Origin of the sequence: Thioclava marina, assembly GCF_002020135.1 — a bacterium.
GTDB lineage: Bacteria > Pseudomonadota > Alphaproteobacteria > Rhodobacterales > Rhodobacteraceae > Thioclava > Thioclava marina.
In genome coordinates this window covers 252576-273542 of sequence record NZ_MPZS01000003.1, presented here as the reverse complement: position 1 = coordinate 273542, position 20967 = coordinate 252576, and the positions used below count along the sequence as shown (strand labels likewise).

The 20967-nt window shown below is 62.5% G+C and carries 21 protein-coding genes; 10 read left to right on the top strand and 11 right to left on the bottom strand.

Going from position 1 to position 20967, the window contains the following annotated elements:
- Window positions 1-331 precede the first annotated feature (331 nt).
- The gene (locus tag BMG00_RS15590) at window positions 332-853 is read left to right on the top strand and encodes a hypothetical protein (protein WP_078574977.1); all 522 of its coding nucleotides are present in this window, start codon (window positions 332-334) and stop codon (window positions 851-853) included.
- 214 nt (window positions 854-1067) lie between these two features.
- Here the strand turns inward: BMG00_RS15590 and BMG00_RS15585 are convergent, their stop codons facing one another.
- Window positions 1068-1973 (bottom strand): LysR family transcriptional regulator, encoded by a 906-nt coding sequence (locus BMG00_RS15585; RefSeq protein WP_078574976.1) that lies wholly within the window; start codon window positions 1971-1973, stop codon window positions 1068-1070.
- Between the two features lie 225 nt (window positions 1974-2198).
- Here BMG00_RS15585 and BMG00_RS15580 point away from each other — a divergent pair, with 225 nt between their 5' ends.
- The 8 genes from BMG00_RS15580 (at window position 2199) to BMG00_RS15545 (ending at window position 10197) form a co-directional block, all read left to right on the top strand.
- Entirely contained in the window at window positions 2199-2987 is a 789-nt protein-coding gene (locus BMG00_RS15580) for a 5-oxoprolinase subunit PxpA (RefSeq protein ID WP_078574975.1), read from the top strand.
- A gap of 12 nt (window positions 2988-2999) precedes the next feature.
- A complete protein-coding gene (locus tag BMG00_RS15575) occupies window positions 3000-3233 on the top strand; it encodes an acetyl-CoA carboxylase (protein ID WP_078574974.1) in 234 nt (77 codons plus the stop codon).
- Between the two features lie 4 nt (window positions 3234-3237).
- Window positions 3238-4611 carry an acetyl-CoA carboxylase biotin carboxylase subunit gene (locus tag BMG00_RS15570; RefSeq protein WP_078574973.1) on the top strand — a complete coding sequence of 458 codons (1374 nt, stop codon included), beginning with the start codon at window positions 3238-3240 and terminating at the stop codon, window positions 4609-4611.
- Between the two features lie 9 nt (window positions 4612-4620).
- Entirely contained in the window at window positions 4621-5496 is an 876-nt protein-coding gene (locus tag BMG00_RS15565) for a 5-oxoprolinase subunit B family protein (RefSeq protein WP_078574972.1), read from the top strand.
- Complete coding sequence (locus BMG00_RS15560; protein ID WP_078574971.1) at window positions 5486-6454, top strand: 5-oxoprolinase subunit C family protein; 969 nt, start codon at window positions 5486-5488, stop codon at window positions 6452-6454. The genes BMG00_RS15565 and BMG00_RS15560 overlap by 11 nt, the downstream gene beginning before the upstream one ends.
- Before the next feature lie 81 nt (window positions 6455-6535).
- Window positions 6536-7606, top strand: a complete 1071-nt coding sequence (gene torT, locus BMG00_RS15555; RefSeq protein WP_078574970.1) for a TMAO reductase system periplasmic protein TorT — start codon at window positions 6536-6538, stop codon at window positions 7604-7606.
- Window positions 7607-7666: 60 nt separating this feature from the next.
- A complete protein-coding gene (locus BMG00_RS15550; RefSeq protein ID WP_078574969.1) occupies window positions 7667-9193 on the top strand; it encodes a sugar ABC transporter ATP-binding protein in 1527 nt (508 codons plus the stop codon).
- Complete coding sequence (locus BMG00_RS15545; protein ID WP_245795059.1) at window positions 9190-10197, top strand: ABC transporter permease; 1008 nt, start codon at window positions 9190-9192, stop codon at window positions 10195-10197. The genes BMG00_RS15550 and BMG00_RS15545 overlap by 4 nt, the downstream gene beginning before the upstream one ends.
- 326 nt (window positions 10198-10523) lie before the next feature.
- On the opposite strand, the gene fsa is transcribed toward BMG00_RS15545, so the two are convergent.
- The 5 genes from fsa to BMG00_RS15520 all read right to left on the bottom strand — a co-directional run bounded on the left by fsa (window position 10524) and on the right by BMG00_RS15520 (window position 14845).
- On the bottom strand, window positions 10524-11180 hold the full coding sequence (gene fsa / locus BMG00_RS15540) for a fructose-6-phosphate aldolase (protein ID WP_078574968.1): 657 nt from the start codon (window positions 11178-11180) through the stop codon (window positions 10524-10526).
- Window positions 11177-11863, bottom strand: coding sequence for a nucleoside/nucleotide kinase family protein (locus BMG00_RS15535; RefSeq protein ID WP_078574967.1), 687 nt, complete (start codon window positions 11861-11863; stop codon window positions 11177-11179). The genes fsa and BMG00_RS15535 overlap by 4 nt, the downstream gene beginning before the upstream one ends.
- 2 nt (window positions 11864-11865) lie before the next feature.
- Window positions 11866-12648, bottom strand: coding sequence for an ATP-binding cassette domain-containing protein (locus BMG00_RS15530; protein ID WP_078574966.1), 783 nt, complete (start codon window positions 12646-12648; stop codon window positions 11866-11868).
- On the bottom strand, window positions 12645-13721 hold the full coding sequence (locus BMG00_RS15525) for an ABC transporter permease (RefSeq protein ID WP_078574965.1): 1077 nt from the start codon (window positions 13719-13721) through the stop codon (window positions 12645-12647). The genes BMG00_RS15530 and BMG00_RS15525 overlap by 4 nt, the downstream gene beginning before the upstream one ends.
- 98 nt (window positions 13722-13819) lie before the next feature.
- The gene (locus BMG00_RS15520; protein ID WP_078574964.1) at window positions 13820-14845 is read right to left on the bottom strand and encodes a sugar ABC transporter substrate-binding protein; all 1026 of its coding nucleotides are present in this window, start codon (window positions 14843-14845) and stop codon (window positions 13820-13822) included.
- Between the two features lie 318 nt (window positions 14846-15163).
- Between BMG00_RS15520 and BMG00_RS15515 the strand changes: the two genes are divergently transcribed.
- The gene (locus tag BMG00_RS15515) at window positions 15164-16393 is read left to right on the top strand and encodes an ROK family transcriptional regulator (RefSeq protein WP_078574963.1); all 1230 of its coding nucleotides are present in this window, start codon (window positions 15164-15166) and stop codon (window positions 16391-16393) included.
- A 347-nt stretch (window positions 16394-16740) separates the two neighbouring features.
- Here the strand turns inward: BMG00_RS15515 and BMG00_RS15510 are convergent, their stop codons facing one another.
- From BMG00_RS15510 to BMG00_RS15490, 5 genes are all read right to left on the bottom strand, one after another.
- Complete coding sequence (locus BMG00_RS15510) at window positions 16741-17064, bottom strand: 2Fe-2S iron-sulfur cluster-binding protein (protein WP_078574962.1); 324 nt, start codon at window positions 17062-17064, stop codon at window positions 16741-16743.
- Window positions 17061-18308 (bottom strand): NAD(P)/FAD-dependent oxidoreductase, encoded by a 1248-nt coding sequence (locus BMG00_RS15505; protein WP_078574961.1) that lies wholly within the window; start codon window positions 18306-18308, stop codon window positions 17061-17063. The genes BMG00_RS15510 and BMG00_RS15505 overlap by 4 nt, the downstream gene beginning before the upstream one ends.
- A gap of 58 nt (window positions 18309-18366) precedes the next feature.
- Window positions 18367-18819 carry a cyanase gene (gene cynS / locus BMG00_RS15500; RefSeq protein WP_078574960.1) on the bottom strand — a complete coding sequence of 151 codons (453 nt, stop codon included), beginning with the start codon at window positions 18817-18819 and terminating at the stop codon, window positions 18367-18369.
- A 37-nt stretch (window positions 18820-18856) separates the two neighbouring features.
- Window positions 18857-19714 carry a sulfurtransferase gene (locus BMG00_RS15495; protein ID WP_078574959.1) on the bottom strand — a complete coding sequence of 286 codons (858 nt, stop codon included), beginning with the start codon at window positions 19712-19714 and terminating at the stop codon, window positions 18857-18859.
- 114 nt (window positions 19715-19828) lie between these two features.
- Entirely contained in the window at window positions 19829-20938 is a 1110-nt protein-coding gene (locus BMG00_RS15490) for an acyl-CoA dehydrogenase family protein (protein ID WP_078574958.1), read from the bottom strand.
- Window positions 20939-20967: the final 29 nt, after the last annotated feature.

Genomic DNA, 20967 nt, shown 5'->3' with positions numbered 1-20967 from the left:
GCCGCGCGATGCGATGCACGGCAGTCTCATTTGCGAAAGCGATGCTCTCACCCTCGGTGCGTTCCAGGTGACCGGCCACGAACTCGGGCGACGATATTTCCAAATATATGGCGGAGACGGGTTTCGGCGCGCTATCCCGATGCCATTGCCCAAACGACGCGCCAGGACCTGTCGTCGGTCTTTCAACGAGATGGCCGAGGATTTCGCCGAAATGTTCGAGAGTAGCGAAGACCGCGACAGACGGCCCGAGGGTTGCAATTCGGGGGCGTTTCGCGGGAGATGGCGATCCGACGACTTCGCGCGAAACGTCCATTGATAATCGAAAGCCACGATGCCCCAGCCCGACCGTCTCAAGACTGACTGTTCGAAATGCGCGGCCCTTTGCTGTATCATGCTGGCCTTCGACAAGGGCAAGGATTTCGCGTTCGACAAGAACCCGTGCGAAGCCTGTCGGAACCTCTCGAGACACAGTTGCACGATCCACGACAAGCTGACGCAGGAAGGGTTTCCCGGATGCGTCGCCTATGATTGCCTGGGCGCTGGCAACCGTGTCATTCAGGAGGTCTTCGCAGGTCAGTCCTGGCAGGACGAGCCGAGGCTGATACCGGTGATGATGGAAGCGTTTTCCGCCATGCGCGAGGTCCACAAGCGGATCGATCTGCTGCGTGCCGCCGAGATCCTGCCGCTGGAGCAGCAGGAAGATCAGACGCGGAGGGACTTCCTCGACCACCTGGAACAGCACCACTGGAGCGGAACCGAGCTCAATGAGTTCGAGTTCGGGCTGGCACTGGAAATAGACATCTTCTTGCACGGAATCAGCAAGTATCTAACCGCAGCCTCTTACGAGAAGTGACCTTGCAACGTAATGGGTTGCGCTGGTGTGACGGCCCCAATGACGCGCCCTGCCCCAAGCCACTTCACCGAGGATCAAGCCTGATTTGGAAACCGGGAACGCGGACGCGCGATTGGCAGGAGAACGGGCAGGAAGACCATCCAATGGCATGCCATTGTTGATGTCAGGAGCCGCCCGCTCAAAGTCCCCACAACGGTCCGCCGGTCGAGTCCGCTTAGCCGTTCAGTGACAACGAACTGTCGAATGTAAGCCTGAAATAATCGTATAGCGCGACCGCACCCGGAGAAAGTTCGCCTCCGCGACGCCAGGCGAGACCCACATCCATCGTCGGAACCGGCGGGTCGGTTTCGACCGTGACGATGCGTTTGCCCTCGAGCGACCATGGTCGATAAACCATGTCGGACAACACCGTCACCCCCTGCCCGTTTGCCACCAGCGATCGGACCGCCTCGATCGAGGAGGTGCGCAGCTTCACGCGTGGCTGGGTCGAGCCGAAACTCCAGTATTTCATCGTCGTGTTCGCCGCCTCATCCACGGTGAGCATGATATAGTCCTCGTCGGCGATCTCCTTGAAATCGACGCTGCGCAGATGCGCCAGCCGATGGCCCTGCGGAAGCCAGAGCCTGCGGGGCGAGCGCATCAGCGTCTCACTCTCCAGCTCGGGGTTCATCACGTTGGAGGTCAGCAGGATCGCGATGTCGAAGCGGTTCGACAGCAACCCCTCTTCCACGGCCTCGCGGTTCAGCTCGTGTAGCTGGATGTCGAGATTGGGATGCAGCCGCGCGAGCCGCCCCAGATGATAGGGCAGAAAGTAGCCGATCACCGTATAGGTGGTCGCCACCGTCACGCGCCCGGTCACGCCGCTGCTGCGCTCGCGGATATTCACCGCCTCGTCGAGCTTGGTCAGGATCTCGTAGGAGAGGCCCAACAGCTCGCGCCCGGACTGGGTCAACTCCATCCCGTGCGACGTGCGGGTGAAAAGCTCGGTATCCATCTCGGCCTCGAGCTCGCGGATCGCGGTCGTCACGGAAGACTGCGAAATCGAGAGTTCGTTGGCCGCACGGCTGACCTGCCCGGTCTCGGCGGTGGCCACGAAATACTTGATCTGACGGAAGTTCATGCCTCCTCCTTTCGGATTTTCCGATAATGTCGATACGGAATTTCAGATAGCAAAGGTTCGCAATTCGCATAGATCGCAAGCATATTCATATTTTTCATAGACTTGCGACATTACCTGCAACACAACTCCATCGGATATCACGATAATGCTGTGCGCGATATTAGAATTTTACATGATGGTCACATTGTCGAAAGCTGATCGAGAAACAGAGATCTGGAAAGAGACATGCCGAAACTCATCGACCTGAACTGTGACCTCGGAGAAGGCTTCGGCCATTGGGCCATGACGGGCGCACCCGATGACCAGCTGATGCCGCTGATCTCCTCGGCCAATGTCGCGACGGGTTTTCATGCAGGCGATCCGATGCAGATGAACCGGGTCGCGAAGCTCTGCCACCAGCATTCCGTAGGTCTCGGCGCGCATCCCGGCTATCGCGATCTGGTCGGGTTCGGCCGCCGCCACATCCACGCGACCTCCGAGGAACTGGTGAATGACATAATCTATCAGGTGGGCGCGATGCGCGAATTCGGCCGCCGCTACGGGGTGCCGCTGCAGCACATCAAGCCGCATGGGGCGCTCTACATGGAAGCCGCGCGCAACGAGGATCTCTCGCGCCATCTGGTCGAGACGCTACAACGCTATGCGCCGGGGCTGATCCTGTTCTGCATGGATATCTCGAAGACCTATGAGGTCGCCAAGCGCCTCGGTCAGCCCGTCGTGCGCGAGTTCTATGCCGATCGCGACTACGACGACAGCGGCTCGATCGTGTTCGCCCGCCATGTCTCCGCGCCCGATCCGAAGAAGCTCGCCGCGAAATGCGTGCGTGCCTGCCTCGAAAACAAGGTCGAGACGGTCACCGGAAAGACGATCACCGTGGAATTCGAGTCGATCTGTTTCCATTCCGACACGCCGGGCGCGCTGGAAATCGGCCAGACCATCAAGACTGCCCTACAAGAAAACGGCGTGACCATTGCCCCCGCGGCCATGGTTCTCGCCGAAAATGAAAAAGCCTGACAGGAGAGAACCATGACCGATATCGTTTCCCCCCTTCCCGGAACTTTCTACCACAAGCCCGACCCGAATTCGGCGCCCTTCAAATCCGCAGGCGATACGGTCGCGGTTGGCGATACAATAGGGCTGATCGAGGTGATGAAGACCTTCATCGAGGTGAAGGCCGAGGCCGAGGGTACCTTCGCCGATTATGTAGCCCCCGACGCCTCACCGGTTTCGGCGGGCGATGTGCTCGCGAAGATGGGCTGATCCGATGGCGATCGAAACGCTTTTCATCGCGAACCGGGGCGAGATCGCCGTGCGGATCATCCGCGCCGCGCAGTCGCTCGGGCTTAAGACGGTGCAGGCCCACTCCGAGGCCGACGCCGAGATGCTGGCGGTGCGGCTTGCGGACAAGGCAGTCTGCGTGGGCCCTGCCCCGGCTGCCAAATCCTACCTGAACATCGCCGCCGTGGTCGCCGCCGCGAAAGAGGCGGGCGCCGATGCGATTCATCCGGGCTACGGATTTCTGGCCGAGAACGCCGATTTCGCGCGCGCCGTGGAAGAGGCGGGGATGATCTTCGTCGGCCCCACGGCCGAGACGATCGAGCGGATGGGCGACAAGGTTGCGGCCCGGATCGCGGCAAAGGCGGCGGGCGTGCCGACGGTGCCCGGCTCTGACGGGCGCATCTCGGCGGACGAGGCGCTGAGCGTGGCCGAAGAGATCGGCTATCCGGTGATGATCAAGGCCGCAGCCGGCGGCGGCGGTCGCGGCATCCGGATCGCGCAGGACGCGGCCGAGCTGGCCCGTCTCGCTCCGCAGGCCCGCGCCGAGGCCGAGGCGGCTTTCGGCGATGGCGGGCTCTATCTGGAAAAGGTGATCGTCAATCCGCGCCATATCGAGGTGCAGATCCTCGGCGATGGCACAGGGGCCGCGGTTCATTGCTACGAGCGCGAATGCTCGCTGCAGCGCCGCCGTCAGAAGGTCTGGGAAGAAGCCCCCGCCTTCGGCCTGCCCGAAGCGACGCGCGAAGCCCTGTGCAACTCGGCGGTGGCTCTGGCTCAAGCCGTGAACTATCGCGGCGCGGGCACGATCGAATATCTCTACGATGCGGCGGCCGATGAGTTCTACTTCATCGAGATGAACACCCGCATTCAGGTCGAACATCCGGTGACCGAGATGATTACCGGGCTCGATCTGGTCGTGATGATGCTGCGCATCGCGGGCGGCGAGACGCTGCCCGTCACGCAGGACCAGATCACCTGTTCGGGCCACGCGATCGAAGTGCGGCTGAATGCCGAAGACCCGCTGATGCAATTCCTGCCCTTCCCCGGCAAGGTGGCGTCGCTCTCGATCCCCGAAGGCGAGGGTCTGCGCTTCGATCACTTCCTTTACGAAGGCTACCAGATCCCGCCCTTCTACGACTCGCTTCTGGGCAAGATGATCGTCCATGCGAGCGACCGCGAAGCGGCGATCGAGCTGATGGCCGAGACGCTGAAGGATCTGGACATCGGCGGCCTCAAGACCACCGCGCCCCTGCATCTGGCGCTCGCCGCCGATCCGGGCGTGCGCGCCGGCGACTTCCACACGCAATGGCTCGAGCCCTGGCTCGATGCCGGCAATCTCACCGCAACCGACGCAGCATAGGAGATCCCCATGAAGACAAGGTATTCCTTTGGCGGCGACGAGCATGTCTATGTCGAGGTCGACGAAGAGATGTCGCTCGAAGCCTTCTTCGTAGCACTGTCTCTGCGCAACGCCGTGGCCGAGGCGAACATTCCCGGCGTGACCGAGATCTGCCCGGCCAATGCCAGTTTCGAAGTGCGCTTCAACCCCGATGTGATCTCGCCCGACGAGATGATGGCGCGCATCAAGGAGCTCGAGCACAAGGCCGAGGCGGGCGAGAAGCGCCTCGACACGCGGATCATCGAGATCCCGGTCTATTTCCAGGATCCCTGGACCCACGAGACCCTGATGCGGTTCCGCGAACGTCATCAGGACCCGGAGGCGACCGATCTCGAATATGCCGCGCGGATCAACGGCTATGACAGCGTCGAGGCCTTCATCGAAGCCTTCCACGGGCAGCCCTGGTTCGTGTCGATGGTGGGTTTCGTGGCGGGCTTGCCCTTCCTCTACCAACTCGTCGAGCGGGAAAAGCAGATCGAGGTGCCGAAATACCTGCGGCCCCGGACCGACACGCCCAAGCACACGGTCGGCATCGGCGGCTGCTTCGGCTGCATCTACTCGGTGCGCGGCGCGGGCGGCTACCAGATGTTCGGCATCACCCCGATGACGATCTTCGATCCCACCCAGACCGTCTCCTATCTCCAAGACTTCATGGTCTTCTTCAAACCCGGCGACATCGTGAAATGGAAACCGATCGACCGCGCCGAGTTCGACCGGATCGAGGCCGCCGTGAAAGACGGCAGCTATACCCCCCGCATTGCCCAAGTGACCTTCGATCTCGAAGCGTTCAATGCCGATATGGCGAGCACCAATGCGAAACTGATGGAGGCCCTCAATGGCGTTTAAGGTTGTCAAACCAGGCCTGTCGACGACGATCCAAGATCTTGGTCGTCCGGGCTATTTCCATCTCGGCATTCCCGAAGGCGGCGCGATGGATCGCTTCGCGATGCGGGTCGCCAATATGCTGGTCGGCAATGACGAGGCCGAGGCCGGTCTGGAAGCCGTCTTCATGGGGCCCGAGCTGAGTTTCGAGGACGACACGCTTGTCGCCGTCACCGGGGGCGAGATGCCGATCCTGGTCGATGGCGAGCCGCGCGAGAGCTGGACCTCCTTCGTCGTGAAGGCGGGGCAGGTGCTCAGTTTCGGCTTCCTGAAATCCGGCGCGCGGATCTACATCGCCTTTGGCGGTGGGATCGCGACGCCGAGCGCGCTTGGTTCGCGCTCGACCTATCCGATCGGCGCGCTTGGCGGGGTCGAGGGCCGCGCCATCGCGGCGGGCGACGTGATCCCGGTGGGCAAAGCCACGGACATGACCGAACGCAGCCTCGACAAGGCTCTACTCGCCCCGGTCGAGACCCCGGTCAGCCTGCGCGTGTTGCCCGACCTCTACTGGCACCGGCTGACCCCGGCCTCGCAGGCGCAGTTCTTCGCCGATGAATGGACCGTCGCCCCCGAGGCCGACCGGATGGGCTATCGCTTCCGCGGTGGCGCGCCGATGGAATTCGTCGCACGCGACCAGCCCTTCGGCGCGGGCTCCGACCCGTCGAACATCGTCGACGGCTGCTACTCCTACGGTTCGATCCAGGTGCCGGGCGGGCAGGAGCCGATCGTGCTGCATCGCGACGCGGTCTCGGGCGGGGGCTACTTCACCCTCGGCGCGGTGATCTCGGCCGATATGGACCTGATCGGACAACTGCAACCCAACACCAAGGTTCGTTTCGTCGAGGTGACGATGGAACAGGCGCTCGCCGCACGCACCGCGCGCCGCGAACGGCTCGACAAGATACGCGCAGCGCTCGGGTGATCCCGGGCGCTCCGCGCCGAATTACCACCACAAGCGGGATCAACCCGCGATCAAACCAAGCAACAGAGAGGTCTCTGAACGATGAAACATGTCCTGACATCCGTCGCGCTTCTGGGCGCTTCGCTTGCCGCGCTTCCGGCCATGGCCGAAGACGCGTGGTTCCCTTACCCCGCCGAGGAGGTCGTGCCGCCGTTCTCCGCCGATGGCACCACCCAGCCGATCCAATACGAGGCGCTGGCCAAGGCCGACAAGGATTACAAGATCTGCGTCTCCTTCCCGCATATGAAGGATGCCTATTGGCTGGGCGTCGATTACGGCGTGACGGAGGAAGCCAAGCGCGAAGGCGTCAGCCTGAACGTGGTCGAGGCCGGTGGCTACACCAACCTCGCCAAGCAGATCAGCCAGATCGAGGACTGTGCCGCTGGTGGCGCGCAAGCCGTGATCATCGGCGCGATCTCCTATGACGGGCTGAACTCGGTGGTGAAGGAGTTGCATGACAAGGGCATCCCGGTGGTCGATCTCGTCAATGGCATGTCCTCGCCCGACATCGCGGCCAAATCGCTCGTCTCCTTCGAGACGATGGGCAAGGAAATTGGCGCCTATCTTGCGAAGAAGCACCCGGCAGGCACCGACGAAGTGACCGTCGGCTGGTTCCCGGGGCCTGCTGGCGCGGGCTGGGTGGAAGCCGCGAACAAGGGCTTCATGGAAGCCGTGAAGGGCTCGGCCGTGAAGGTGCTCGAGCCGCGCTACGGCGATACCGGCAAGGAAGCCCAGCTCAAGCTGGTCGAGGACGTGCTGCAGGCCAATCCGGAGATCAAATATATCGCGGGCACCGCAGTGACGGCGGAAGTGGCGCAGGGCCTGCTGCGCGAGCGCGGCCTGACCGACAAGGTCGGCAACCTCGCATTCTACCTGACGCCCGGTGTCTATAGCGGCATCCAGCGCGGCTTCATCGAGGCGGCCCCGGCGGACTCGATGGTGATCCAAGGCCGCATTGCGGTCGATCAGGCGGTGCGGATCCTCGAAGGCAAGGACTATGTCAAACATGTGGGTCCGAAGATCTTCGTCATCACCAAGGACAATATCGGTGACACGCCCCGCTCGGCTGTGCTGCCGCCGGACGGTTTCCAGCCGGTCTTTTCGGTGAACTGACGACGCGCGGCGCCGGTCAACCCCTCCGGCGCCGCGATTTCCTGCCTTGGGAGACAGGCAATGACGAGCAAACCGCTTCTGCAGGCGCGCGGGCTGAGCAAGGCCTATCCGGGCGTTCTCGCCCTCGATGCCGTCGATTTCGACCTCTACGCGGGCGAGCTGCATGTGCTGTTCGGCGAGAACGGCGCCGGCAAATCGACGATGATCTCGCTTCTGGCGGGCGCCAACACGCCGACCTCCGGCACGATCGAGATACGCGGCGAGCCGGTCCAGTTCGCATCGGTGGCCGATGCGCAGGCCAAGGGCATCCATACCGTTTTTCAGGAATTCTCGCTGATCCCGACGATGAGCGTGGCGCAGAACATGTTTCTCGGCCACGAGCCGGGTTTGGGCCCGTTCCTCTCGCCCCGCGCGATGCGCCAGCGGGCAAAGAAGATCCTTTCGGATCTGAGCTTCGACATCGACCCGGACATGACCGTGGCGCGCCTGTCGCGCGCTCAGCAGCAGATGGTCGAGATCGCCAAAGCGATGCAGGGCGATCTGTCGGTACTGATCCTCGACGAGCCCACCGCCTCGCTGACCGATCGCGAGGTCGATCAGCTTTTCGAGGTGATCGCGCGGCTCAAATCCGAGGGCGTGGGGATCATCTACATCTCGCATCGCGTGCATGAATTCGAGCGCATCGCCGAGCGCGTGACGGTGCTGCGCGACGGAGCGCATATCGGCACCGCGCCGATGGCTGACATGACCGAGCAGTCGCTCGTGGACATGATGGCCGGGCGCGAAATCCGCGACATCTACCCGACCATTGCCCATCGGCCCGGCGAGGTCATCCTCGATGTGCAAGGCCTCGGCGCGCCGGGCATAGAGCACGCCTCGTTCCAGGTGCGGCGCGGCGAGGTTCTGGGCGTCGCGGGCCTCGTGGGCTCGGGCAAGTCACGGCTGTTTCGCTCGGTGATGGGGCTCAACCCGACCCACGCCGGACAGGTCCGCTTCAAGGGCCAGGACGTCACGGGTGCGCAGACGCGCAAGCTGGTGAAGGCGGGCGCATGGTATCTCTCGCCCGACCGCAAGCACGAGGGGCTGATCCTCGCCGAGACGCCGCAGGTCAATCTCGTTATGGACCTGATGGCCGAGGGCGGCCCCCTGCTGCGCCTGCGCCAACTAGGCACCCGCGCGGCCGAAATCTTCGGTCACGTCGAACTGCCCGAAAGCTATCGCGCGCGCGTCGTGGGCAAGCTCTCGGGCGGCAATCAGCAGAAGGTGCTTTTCGGCAAGGCATTCGGGCATGAGGCCGACCTCTACATCTTCGATGAGCCCACCGTGGGCGTCGACATGGGCACCCGCGCGGCGCTCTACCGGCTGATCGCGGAACTGGCCGAGGCCGGGAAAGCCGTCGTGGTGATCTCGTCGGATCTGCCCGAGGTGATGAACCTCGCGCATCGCGCCATCGTGCTCGCCAATGGCAAGATCACCGCCGAGCTGCCGCGCGAGGATCTGCGCGAGGACATCGTCCTGCGCTATTTCTTCGACCAGCCCGGCGCCTCCCAACAGACACAAAAAGACACAGAAGGAAGCCCCGCATGATGCAGGCCAATTCCAAGCCGTCGCTGGCGGCGCTGCCGCTGCGTATCTTCATCAAGCTCGGCGTGCTGCCGTTCTTCCTCATCGCCGCCATCGTGATCTTCACGATCGCCGCGCCGAATTTCCTCTCGCCGCAGAACCTGATCAACGTGGCACGGCAATCCGTCTACCTGGTGCTGGTGTCGCTGGGTCAGATGCTGGTGCTGATCTCGGGGGGGTTCGATCTGTCAGTGGGCACGGTGATCGCGCTGAGTTCCGTCGTCTCGGCGCTGGCGATGACATGGGCGGCGCAGATCTTTCCCGATACTGTCTGGCTCGTGATCCTGATCGGTGCCTCCGCGGGTTTTGCGGTAGCGCTGATCGTGGGGGCGGTCAACGGGATCGGCGTCGCGCTCTTCGACGTCTCGCCCTTCATCATGACGCTGGGCGTATCGTCGGTGGGGACCGGGCTGGCGCTGTTCCTGACCGGTGGCGTGCCTGTCTCGGGCCTGCCCTTCGCCTTCGGGGACACGTTCGGCTTCGGTCGGGTGTTCGGTGTGCCCGTACCCGTGGTGATCGCCGTAATCGCGATCCTTGCGATGTGGGTACTGATGGCGCGCACCCGCGTCGGCGCCCGGATCTATGCCGTGGGCGGCAATATCAAGGCGGCGCATCTCTCGGCGATCAACACCCGCGGCGTTCTGATCCTCGTCTACGGCCTTTGCGCGGTGATCGCGGCGCTGACCGGCCTGCTGCTGACCGCCCGCGTCGAGAGCGGCGACGCAAACCTCGGCGGCACGATCGCGATGGAGAGCATCGCGGCCTGCGTCATCGCCGGGGTATCGCTGCGCGGCGGGATCGGCCGGGTGGAGAATGTGGTGCTTGGCGCCTTCTTCATCATCCTCGTGCAAAACGGGATGAACCTCGCGCAGGTCAGCTCCTACATGCAGATGGTGCTGATTGGGCTGTTGCTGATCCTCGCGGTGATCTTCGACCAGCTTCGCTACCGGATGATCGTGAAGGGGTAAGCAGACTTGGCCAGCTATGCGCGAGCACTTTGCTCGCGCATTTCGCTTGGCCTCAGATACACGGTGCAGAGGTAAAATTCCGCCCCCCGTCGGATGACAGCTCCCCTCCCCGAGCGCGGAAAGGCTCCTCTACGCGAAGTGGAACCTGAGGCACTCCGACAATTGGTCAGGTTCCGACGTTCAGCACGCCCACCATGCGCTCTCGATCGGCGAGCATCGGAAGACCTTCCCGAGAGGGAAATGGGCAATGCGCTCAGAAGCCAAGAAAGCCGAAGGTCACGAACCGATTTCTTGAAGCGGGTTTGGTTCGGCGGGGGCCACCGTACCTAAAGAATGCTTTGCCCCGTCGAAGCCCAGTCAGCCATGAAACCCTGCAGGCCTTTGTCGGTCAAAGGGTGCGCAACGAGCGCCTCGATCACACCAGGCGGGAGCGTTGCGGCATTCGCGCCCGCCAGCATCGCTTCTGTCACATGATTTGCCGAGCGCAGGGAAGCTGCGAGTATCTGCGTATCAAGCTCGGGATAATTGTCGAACACCGTGCGGATATCGCGCAACAGCTGCGCGCCGTCGAGATTGATATCATCGAGTCGGCCAACGAAGGGCGAGACATAGGTCGCACCCGCCTTCGCTACGAGCATCGCCTGATTGACCGAGAAACAAAGCGTCACGTTGGTCTCGCGGCCCTCTTCCCGCAGCGTACGACAAGCGCGAAGCCCGTCCATCGTTAGCGGTAGCTTGATGCAAATGTTCGGTGCGATTTTTCCGAGCACCGCTGCCTCGCGCATCATGGTGTCGTAATCGGTCGCGGCGACTTCGGCGGAAACCGGTCCGTCCACGATCGCGGCGATCTCGGCGACCGCCGCGAGGATATGGGCGCCGGCCTTGGCGATCAGGCTCGGATTGGTGGTCACGCCGTCGATCAGCCCAGCCTCGGCGAGTGATCGGATGGCCGCGATATCGGCGGTATCTGCGAAGATCTTCATGTCTGGTTGCTCCTTTCCATCTCGGCCGCGACTTCGGCCTCGGGCAGCGTCAGGATGAGGTCGGCCCGAGCGCTCTGCTCGAACACCCGGCGGGCATTCGTCAGGTCGTTGCCGCGGGCGCGGCTGCGGGCCTGATCGGGGGCGAGCCCATGCTCGAGCCAGCGAGCGATGAGCCGTCGCTCAAGCACGTCCATTGGCGGTGCAAGCATCACGGTCGCGTCGAAAAGCGCCTTGAGCTTCGACCATCCCCCATCGCTTAGCAGCAGGTAATTCCCCTCGACCACGACGACCCGCGTCGCTGCGGCAACCGATCCCGCGCCCGGCAGGGTGCGATCCTTGGCGCGGCTGAACAGCGGATAGGCGATATCGGCGCTGTCGTCGCGCAACCGCGTCACCAGATCCACGAAACCCTCGACATCGAAAGTTTCGGGCGCGCCCTTAACCATACGCCAGCCGCGCGCGTCTAGCTCGGCATTGTCGAGGTGGAAACCATCCATTGGCACCAACCGCGCCGAACAGGCTGGGTCCGCCCGGGCGTTGAGCGCCTCGACGACCAGTTCGGCGAGCGTCGACTTGCCCGAGCCGGGCGGGCCCGCGATCCCAATGACCGTGCGCGACGCCGTCCGATGGACACGATCGACCAGATCGAGCACCGCCTGTTTATGGGCCGCGAGCACCTCCATTTTCAGGCGGCCTCGTTCACGTCATCGGGCTGCTTGGCGCCGGTCATGTAGGCCACCGCATCCGACATTGTGTGTTTCTTCGGATCGATCGTGCACAAGCGCTTGCCGAGCCGGTGGACATGAACCCGGTCGGCGACTTCGAAGACGTGGGGCATATTGTGTGAAATCAGGATAATCGGCAGCCCCTTGGCCTTGAGATCGAGGATCAGGTTGAGAACCTGTCGGCTCTCCTTCACGCCGAGCGCGGCGGTGGGCTCGTCCATGATAATCACCTTCGAGCCGAAAGCGGCAGCGCGGGCGACCGCCACGCCTTGGCGCTGACCGCCCGAAAGCGTCTCGACCGCCTGATCGATGTCCTGAATCGTCATCAACCCCAAATCATTGAGCTTTTCACGCGCGAAAGAGCGCATCGCAGGCTTATCGAGCATCCGGAACCATTGCCCCATCACGCCCTGCTTGCGCAGCTCACGACCCACGAACATGTTGTCGACGATCGACAGTGCCGGAGAGAGCGCAAGTGTTTGATAAACGGTCGCGATCCCTGCATCCTGCGCCTCAAGCGGAGATTTGAAGCTGATTTTCTGACCTTCGAGCCGGATCTCGCCCTCGTCGACCTGCACGGCTCCGGAAATCGCCTTGATCAGCGAGGATTTCCCCGCTCCGTTATCGCCGATTACCGCCAGAATCTCGCCCGGGTAGAGGTCGAAATCGCAATTGTCGAGGGCCGTGACGCGGCCATAGCGCTTGACCAGACCGCGCGCGGTAAGGATGGGTTCGCGTTTCATGCCGACACCTTTCTGATCCATTGGTCGATCGCGACCGCGATGATGATGAGCCAGCCGATCGCGAAGACCTGCCAAAGCACGTCTACATCCGCAAGCCGCAGCCCAGATTGGAACACGCCCACGATGAGCGCGCCGAAGAGTGCGCCGAGGATCGAGCCGCGCCCACCGAAGAGCGATATCCCCCCAATCACCACGGCGGTGATGGAATGCAGGTTCGCCTCGTAGAAGGCCTGCGGCGAGATCGAACCGACGCGACCAATCGAGGCCCAGGCCGCGATGGCGCAGACCAGACCAGCCAAGCCATAGACCGACAGAAGCGTGCGATCGGTGCGGATACCGGCAAGCTCCGCCGCGTCCTTGTCATCGCCCACGGCGTAAACATGGCGGCCCCAGGCGGTCTTGTTCAGCAGATACCAGAGCGCAAGGAATACCACGACCATCAGGATCGAACCGTAGGTAAGCCGCGCATTTCCGATGGCGATCGTATTGCCGAAGAATTTCAGCAGCGGCGCGGCCTTGTCGATATCCTGCGAGCGTATCGACTGCGCGCCCGACAGCCACAGGTTCAGTGCATAGAAGATAGACCAGGTGCCCAGCGTCGTGATGAAGGGCGGCAGCTTCACCTTGGTCACCAGGAAGCCGTTCATCAGCCCCGCTCCGGTGCCGCCCGCGAAGGCCACCAAAAGCGCCAGCGGCGCGGGCACGCCCATATAGACGGCGAGATTGCCCGCGATCACCGACATCAGCACCATGATCGCCGCGACCGACAGATCGATGCCCGCGGTCAGGATGATCAGCGACTGCGCCGCGGCGAGAATCCCGATGATGGAGACCTGCTGCATGATCAGGGTCAGGTTGAATGCCGAGAAGAACTTGCCACCCGCGATCAGCCCGAAAGCCGCAACCGAGAGCAACAGGACGATCACCGGGACCAGTGTCGGATTGCCATGCAACCCGTGCTGGATCGAACCGATCAGTCCGCGCTTCTTTTTCTCAAAGGCGGCAACCGTCTTGTCGCTCTTGTCGAGGTCGTGTTCGAAGGACTGCCCGCGCGGCGGTACGGTCTGAGTCATGTCCGTCATCCTCTTTCTCCGATGTGTGTCAGGCCGTCAGACGGCACCAATGCGGGAAGGGCCACACGCTGCGGCCCTTCCGATCGGTTTACCGAGGTTCAGCCCCAGCACTTCTTGAGACCCTCTTCCGAGGAGATCGAGGGAATGCCGTCGACCGGCTGATCGGTGATCAGCTCGACGCCGGTATTGTAGAAGTCGAGCCCGTCAGAGTTCTGCGGCTTGGTGCCGTCCTTGGCGAAAGCGGCGATTGCCTCCACCCCTTTCGAGGCCATCAGCAGCGGGAACTGCATCGAGGTCGCACCGATCACGCCGTCCTTGACGTTCTGAACGCCGGGGCAGCCACCGTCGACCGAGACAATCGTCGCTTGGTTTTCGAGGCCAACAGCCTTGAGCGCCTCATAGGCACCGGCGGCGGCAGGCTCGTTGATCGTGTAGACGACGTTGATACCCGGATCCTTCTGCAGAAGGTTTTCCATCGCAGTGCGGCCGCCCTCTTCATTGCCGTTGGTCACGTCATGACCAACGATGCGCGGATCGTCCTCGTCACCGATCTTCTTGGGATCCTTGATGTCGATGCCGAAGCCTTTCATGAAGCCCTGATCACGCAGATAATCGACCGAGACCTGGCTCGCGTTCAGATCGAGGAAGCCGATCTTTGCGTTGGCTGCATTGTCGCCGAGCTTCACCTTGGCCCATTCTCCGATCAGTTCGCCCGCCTTGAAGTTATCGGTGGCAAAGGTCGCGTCGGCCACGCTGGCCGGTTCGAACGGGGTATCGAGCGCAATCACCAGCGCACCCGCGGCGCGGGCCTTCTCTACGACGGGTGCGAGCGCCCGGCTGTCGGAGGGGGTAATCAAGATCCCCTTGGCACCGGCAGCGATGCAGCTTTCGACCGCTGCGACCTGGCTCTCGACATCGCCGTCGAGCTTACCGGCATAGGTGTTCAGCTTTATGCCCAGCTCATTGGCCTTCGCGACAGCACCTTCCTTCATTTTCACGAAGAACGGATTCGTATCAGTCTTCGTAATCAGACAGGCGGATGTCTGAGCTGAAGCCCCGCTGGCGACACCGACCAGAGCGACTGAAGCACAAAGACCGACGACGCATCTCTTTGCGAATTTCATTACCTTCTCCCTTGCTGTTAAGCATCCTGAGCAATCGATGAAAACTTCATGGAAAAGTTTTTTTCCGTCCAATCGATTCGATCGAAGCATCAGCATCCTGACCGATGCGCCGCGATGACTGGACCCTCCTCCCCTTCCCGAAGCTGAAAAAGCACTACTCTCCCGAACTTCAATCTGTCAATAAAAACTTCCGAATGAAGTTTTATTGCGATAGAATTTTCCAGAACGCTTGCACCCGAAACGCCCGCCGCGTAGCATCCGGGCACCCTTGAGCCACGCGACGCCGCACCTCCGCGCCGATCTCCAAAATGGTGAACGATGACCCCAAGACGCCGAGAAAGCCCTCTGAAATCCGTGCCCCTCAAGGGTTCCAACCAATCGACCGTTAGAGACGTAAACGAGCGCCTCGTGCTCCATCTAATTCGTCGCCACGGCACGCTCACCAAAGCTGAGGCAACCCGCGCCACCGGGCTGTCGGCAAACGCAGTATCAGAGATATTCAAGGCGCTGGAGAATGACGGACTACTGCTCCGCGGAGCCCCTATTCGGGGACGCGTTGGCCAACCGTCCGTGCCGATGCGCCTCAATCCCGAAGCAAGGCACTACCTCGGCCTGAAAATTGGCCGGCGAAGCTTTGACATGGTCGTTATAAACTTCATAGGCGGGGTTGCCGCGCGACGCACGGCAACACACGAATACCCCAGCCCGCAAGGCCTGATCGCCTTCATCAAGGAAAGTTTTCGACCGCTGCTTCGTTCGGCCAAGCTCAAACGCGAAGATCTGGCGGCGAGCGGAATCGCGATGCCCTCGGAACTCTGGCACTGGGCCGAGGATTTCGTCGCGCCACGCGAAGAGTTAGAGAAATGGCGCACCTTCGACGTCAATGTCGAGCTAGCCGCTCTTCTCCCCGGCCCGATCTCCGTAGAGAATGACGGCACCGCCGCCTGCCGTGGCGAGCTTGTATTCGGCCCACCAACCGAAAAGCAGGATTTCATCTATTTCTTCATCGGCACATTCATCGGGGGTGGTGTCGTTCTCAATGGCAGCGTCTTTCCGGGGCGATGGGGGAATTCAGGCGGCTTCGGGCCGCTACGGATTCCCGACGAACCCGGCGGCCATCGCCTGATCGACCATGCTTCACTCTCCGTCTTCGCAAATCTTCTGACCGAGCAAAACCTCGACACAAACCTGCTATATGACGACAATGCGGACTGGTCGGCATTCGAACCCACACTTTCGCACTGGATCACCCGAGCAGCCAGAAGTCTCGCTCACGCTATCGTCTCGGCACAAGCCGTGATCGATTTCGAAGCCGTGATCATAGACGGCGCCCTTCCCAACGCCGTCCGCGACCGCCTCGTCGCCGAGGTCGACCGGCATTTCCATCGCCTGGATCTCAGAGGGATCTATCAGCCCGATATTTGCGCCGGTCATTTCGGCTCGATCATTCGTGCCTTGGGCGCTGCGGCCTACCCGATTTCCAATGACTTCATGATCGACCAAAACACGTTGTTGCGCAGAGAACCCTCCGCTCAACTGGCTCGGTGACGCAAAGCCCAACCATTGGAAAGCCCCCTATATCGTGGGTGCTCCAAGCGATGTTGTCTCGATTTTTGCCCTCTATCTCGAATAGTGGACGTTTCAGCACGGCGCGGGGAACGACCGCCTTTTTTGGTGATCGCGGCACTTCATAACCAGGAACTTCGGGTAGCCATAGTCGAAAGGGATGGCGGCAAGCTCCATGCGGCGAAGTCATTCGAAGCGCAGTTCTCAGGATAAGCTCTCTGGACCGCCCCCAATCAGCGAACCGGGAAGCTTTGGGCGAAAATTGGTGGCAGCGTGGAGCACGAGAGACGCCGACAGGTCGGCCATCAGCCGAATGAAGGGGCGTGGATCTAACCCTGCCGCTCCGGAACACGTGCGACGAGCCCCTCGAGCGCCTCGTTCAGCACGATTTGGCAGGACAGTCGCGAACTCGCAGGATCGGGCTCCCAGGCGAAATCCAGAAGATCCAGCTCCATCTCGCCCGCCGGTTCCAGCAGGTCGAAGAAATCCGGAGCCACGTAGACATGGCAGGTAGAGCACGAACACGCCCCACCGCATTCAGCAAGAATGCCCGGCACCGAGGCCGCGCGGGCGGCTTCCATCAAGGTGGTGCCCGGCCGGGCTTTTGTGGTGATGCGGGAGCCGTCGGCTCCCTCGAAAGTCACGGTGATCATGGAGCCTCTGCAAGTTCGGTTTGCGGCGCCGCGAGCGGCACGGATTTGAGCGGGATTGCGGGATCGGCCAGCGACGCGGGTTCGGGCGACTGGCCGGCCTCGATCCAGCGTTTAGCGGTCATGTAAGCGCGCGGATCGTTCATCGCGTCGACGGCCAAAAGGCGCGTGCCTGCGAAATACCAATGCGAAACCGTGCCAAGCTTGTCGCCTTGCCGCACGATCACCCGGTCATGGCCGGTGTTCAGCCCCGCGATCTGGAGTTTCACGTCGAACTGGTCCGACCAGAACCACGGCTTTGCGACATAGGGCGCGCCCTGACCCAGCATCGCCGCAGCCACGGCCTCTGCCTGATCGATCGCGTTGGGCACGGATTCCAGCCGGATTCGGCAGCCCTGAAACGGGAAGGAAGCGCAATCGCCCGCTGCCCAGATACCTGGGGCCGAGGCCGCGCCGAACGCATCGGTGCGGATCCCGTTCTCGATAGCCAGCCCCGCAGCTTCGGCAAGCGCTACGCCAGGACGCACACCGATCCCGACGACAACGAAATCGGCTTCGATATCGGAGCCATCCGACAAGCGTGCGCGCGCGACGCGACCGCCCTTCCCGGTCAGTTCCGACAGGCCAATCCCCTCGCGGATATCGACGCCATGGCTCTGGTGCAGGGCCTTGAACCAGGTGGCGGTTTCGGCACAGGCGACCCGTGCGAGAATGCGGGGCGCCATTTCGACCAACGTCACCTGCAAGCCTTTCGCGGCAGCGACCGCGGCGGCCTCGAGGCCGATATACCCCCCGCCGACGATCAGGACGCGCGCGCCGGGGCGGAATTCATCGGCCATCGCATCGGCATCGGCGAGGTTGCGCATCGTGTAGACGCCCGCCAGATCACCGCCGATCGCCGCAGGCAGCCGGATCGGATCGGCCCCGGTGCAAAGCGCGATCTGCGAAGCTGCGATCCGGGTGCCGTCATCCAGCACGACGATCTTTTCGGCAGCCTCGATGGCGGCGACGCATGTGCCGGTGATCAGCTCGATCGCGTTCTCGGCGTAGAAGGTTTCGGGGCGCAGGTAGAGACGCTCGCGGTCGAGCTCTCCGAACATGTATTTCTTCGACAGCGGCGGGCGCTGGTAAGGCGGAGCGGGCTCGGCCCCGATCAGCTTGATCGGCGTCTCGCAGCCAAGGGCGCGCAGCTTCGCGGCCAGGGCGAGGCCTGCCTGCCCTGCGCCGATGATGACGATCGGTTTCATGGATTATGCCTTTTCAGGGGCGATCGGGGCGGGCAGCAAAGGCCCGCCCCCTTGCCGGTCAATACATCTTGTAGCCGAGGAACTTGCCGTCGAGCACGATCTGCACGCGGTCGCCCTTGGGATCGGCCTTGCGGGTGATGTCCATGGTGAAGTCGATCGCCGACATGATGCCGTCGCCGAATTCTTCCTCGATCAGCGCCTTCATAGTGGTGCCGTAGACGTTCACCACTTCGTAGAGGCGATAGATCAGCGGATCGGTCGGCACCGCGGTCGGCAGCGAGCCGCGATAGGGCACGGTCATCAGCAGCGCGATCTCCTCGTCCGAGAAATTCAGTCCAAGCGCGTTGCCCGCGGCATAAGCCTGCTCCTTGGACAGAGAGATCTGGCCCATCAGCGCGGCGGTGGTCCATTCCTTGGACTGGCCGACGGCGGCAGCGACATCGCTCCACTTGATGTCGTTGAAGGTCTTGTGAGCGACGATCTTCTCGGTGAGTTCGGCACGGGTGGTCATCTTGATATCTCCTTGTCAGATGATGGGGATTGCAGGGTCAGGCGCCGTAGGGCAGCCCTTCCTCGATTGGCAGGGACGGATCGCGGGACCATTCGTTCCACGAGCCGAAATAGATCGCGACATCCTTCACCCCGGCCTCTTTCAGCGCGAGGAAGGTGTTCGAGGCGCGGGCGCCCTTGAAGCAATAGAGCTTGACCGGTGTATCGGGAGTGATGCCGACGGTGGCGCATTCGGCCAGAACCTCGGCGCCCGATTTCATCTGCGGGCCATGGGGGCCGGGTTTCATCATGCGATACCACTCGATCCAGACCGCGCCGGGAATGCGACCCTTGCGCGGGCAGAAATCCTTGCCATAGGGCGAGGAGCTTTCGGCGATCCATTCGTCGATGTCCCGCTCGTCGAGGATCACCGCCTCGGGGTCGTCGATCGCGGCCTTCATGTCGGCGACATCCATCATGATCGCGGCGGCGGCCGGGCCTATCTCGAACCCACCGGGTGTGGGCGCGACGGGCGCGGTCGAGATCGGCAGCCCTTCCGCGGCCCAGGCGGCAAAGCCGCCATGCAGAACCTTCACCTTCGGATAGCCGAGGAAGGACAGCAGGAAGAAGCCGCGGCAGGACTGGCCGAAGCCGGTATTCATCGATGCCTCGTAGATCACGGCGGTCTTTTCGCCATCCAGCCCGGCCGCCGCGAATTCGGCGGCGAACTTCTCCTTGAGCGTCTGCATGCCGGCGGCATCCGAGGTGGCGAGGAAGGTGAAGATGTCATGCATGTTCACAGCACCCGCAATGTGGCCGGCGGCAAAGCTGTCGGCATCGCGCGTGTCGATCACGACAGCCAGACCGGCTTCGTTCAACGCATGAAGTTCCGCGGGGGTAACAAGTGTCGTTTCCATTGGACAATACTCCCTGTTCACGCCGTCCCTGAACGGCGCCTTGTTGTTGGATCGTCGGACAATCGCGAGAGTGGAGTGACGCGTGAAATTCTCCCCGCGCCACGTCCGGTCGTGTCAGGCTTCGAGTTGATCGATCAGCATCCGCAAATGCTTGGTGGCGGGTGTCACGATGCCGATAAAATAGGCTTCCCGCAGGCGGCGCTGTGCCGCGCCATGGGTGACATAGCCACGCGCACCCTGATGCAGCTGCGCCCAATGCGCCGCCTTCATCGCCAGTTCCCCGCCCGCAAGGCGGGCCTTGAGAACGCGCAGGTAAAAGGCGTCGCTCTCATCGTAGGGCGTGGCGCAGAGCTCGACGACCTCGGCGACCAACGCGTCATACTCGGCCTCGAGATCGGCGGCCTGCGTCGGCAGATATTTGTTGACGTGACCGAGCGGGGTTTCGACCTGCTTGATGAGGTCAATGCAGTTCTTGATGATCCCGGCGGCCATCCCGCATTGCAGCAGGGTGAAGCCCGAGCGCATCCGCTTGACGAAGGGCTCGGCCGGATCAGCGAGCACCCAGTCATCGGAGACGAAGACATCGCGGAACTGCACATTGCAGGTCGCGGTGCCGCCCATCGCGACGAATTCGTGGTCGAGCTTGAGCTTGATGCCCTCCCAACCCGCATGGATGATCGCCATCACCCGCTTCGGTTGGACCTGGCCTTCGACCTCGACATGGAACATCGTGCCGAAATAGCCGTCCTCGGGCAGGTTCGAGACCCAGGGCAGCAGGCCCTTGACCTTGTAGCCACCCTCGACGCGCTCGCCCTTCAGGCGCATCGGCTCGATTTCGCCGAGCGCCTTCATCGGGTTCGACATGCCGGTGCCGCCCAGGGCTTCGCCGCGCGCAACCTGGGGCAGCAGTTCGGACTTGAGGTGGTCGTTGTCGGAGCTCGCGATATACCAAGCCAGCGTATCCTGCGCCCAGAGGCAGAAGCCGGTGGAAAGGCATTCCTCGGAGGCGCGCGCCATCGCGAGCACCGCTGTCGTCAGGTCGACATCCGCGTCCTTGCCGCCGATATGCGTGCCATAGGCGCCTGCCGCGCCGTAGGCGCGCACGACATCCTCGGGATAGATCCGCTCATCATCGATCTTGCGTGCGAGCGGGGCCAGCATCTCGACCGAGACGCGCTCGACCTCGGCGGGATCATAGGCGGTGATGGGGGCTGCAACATTCATCGGTTCGGGTCCTTGGTTGATGGAGAGGA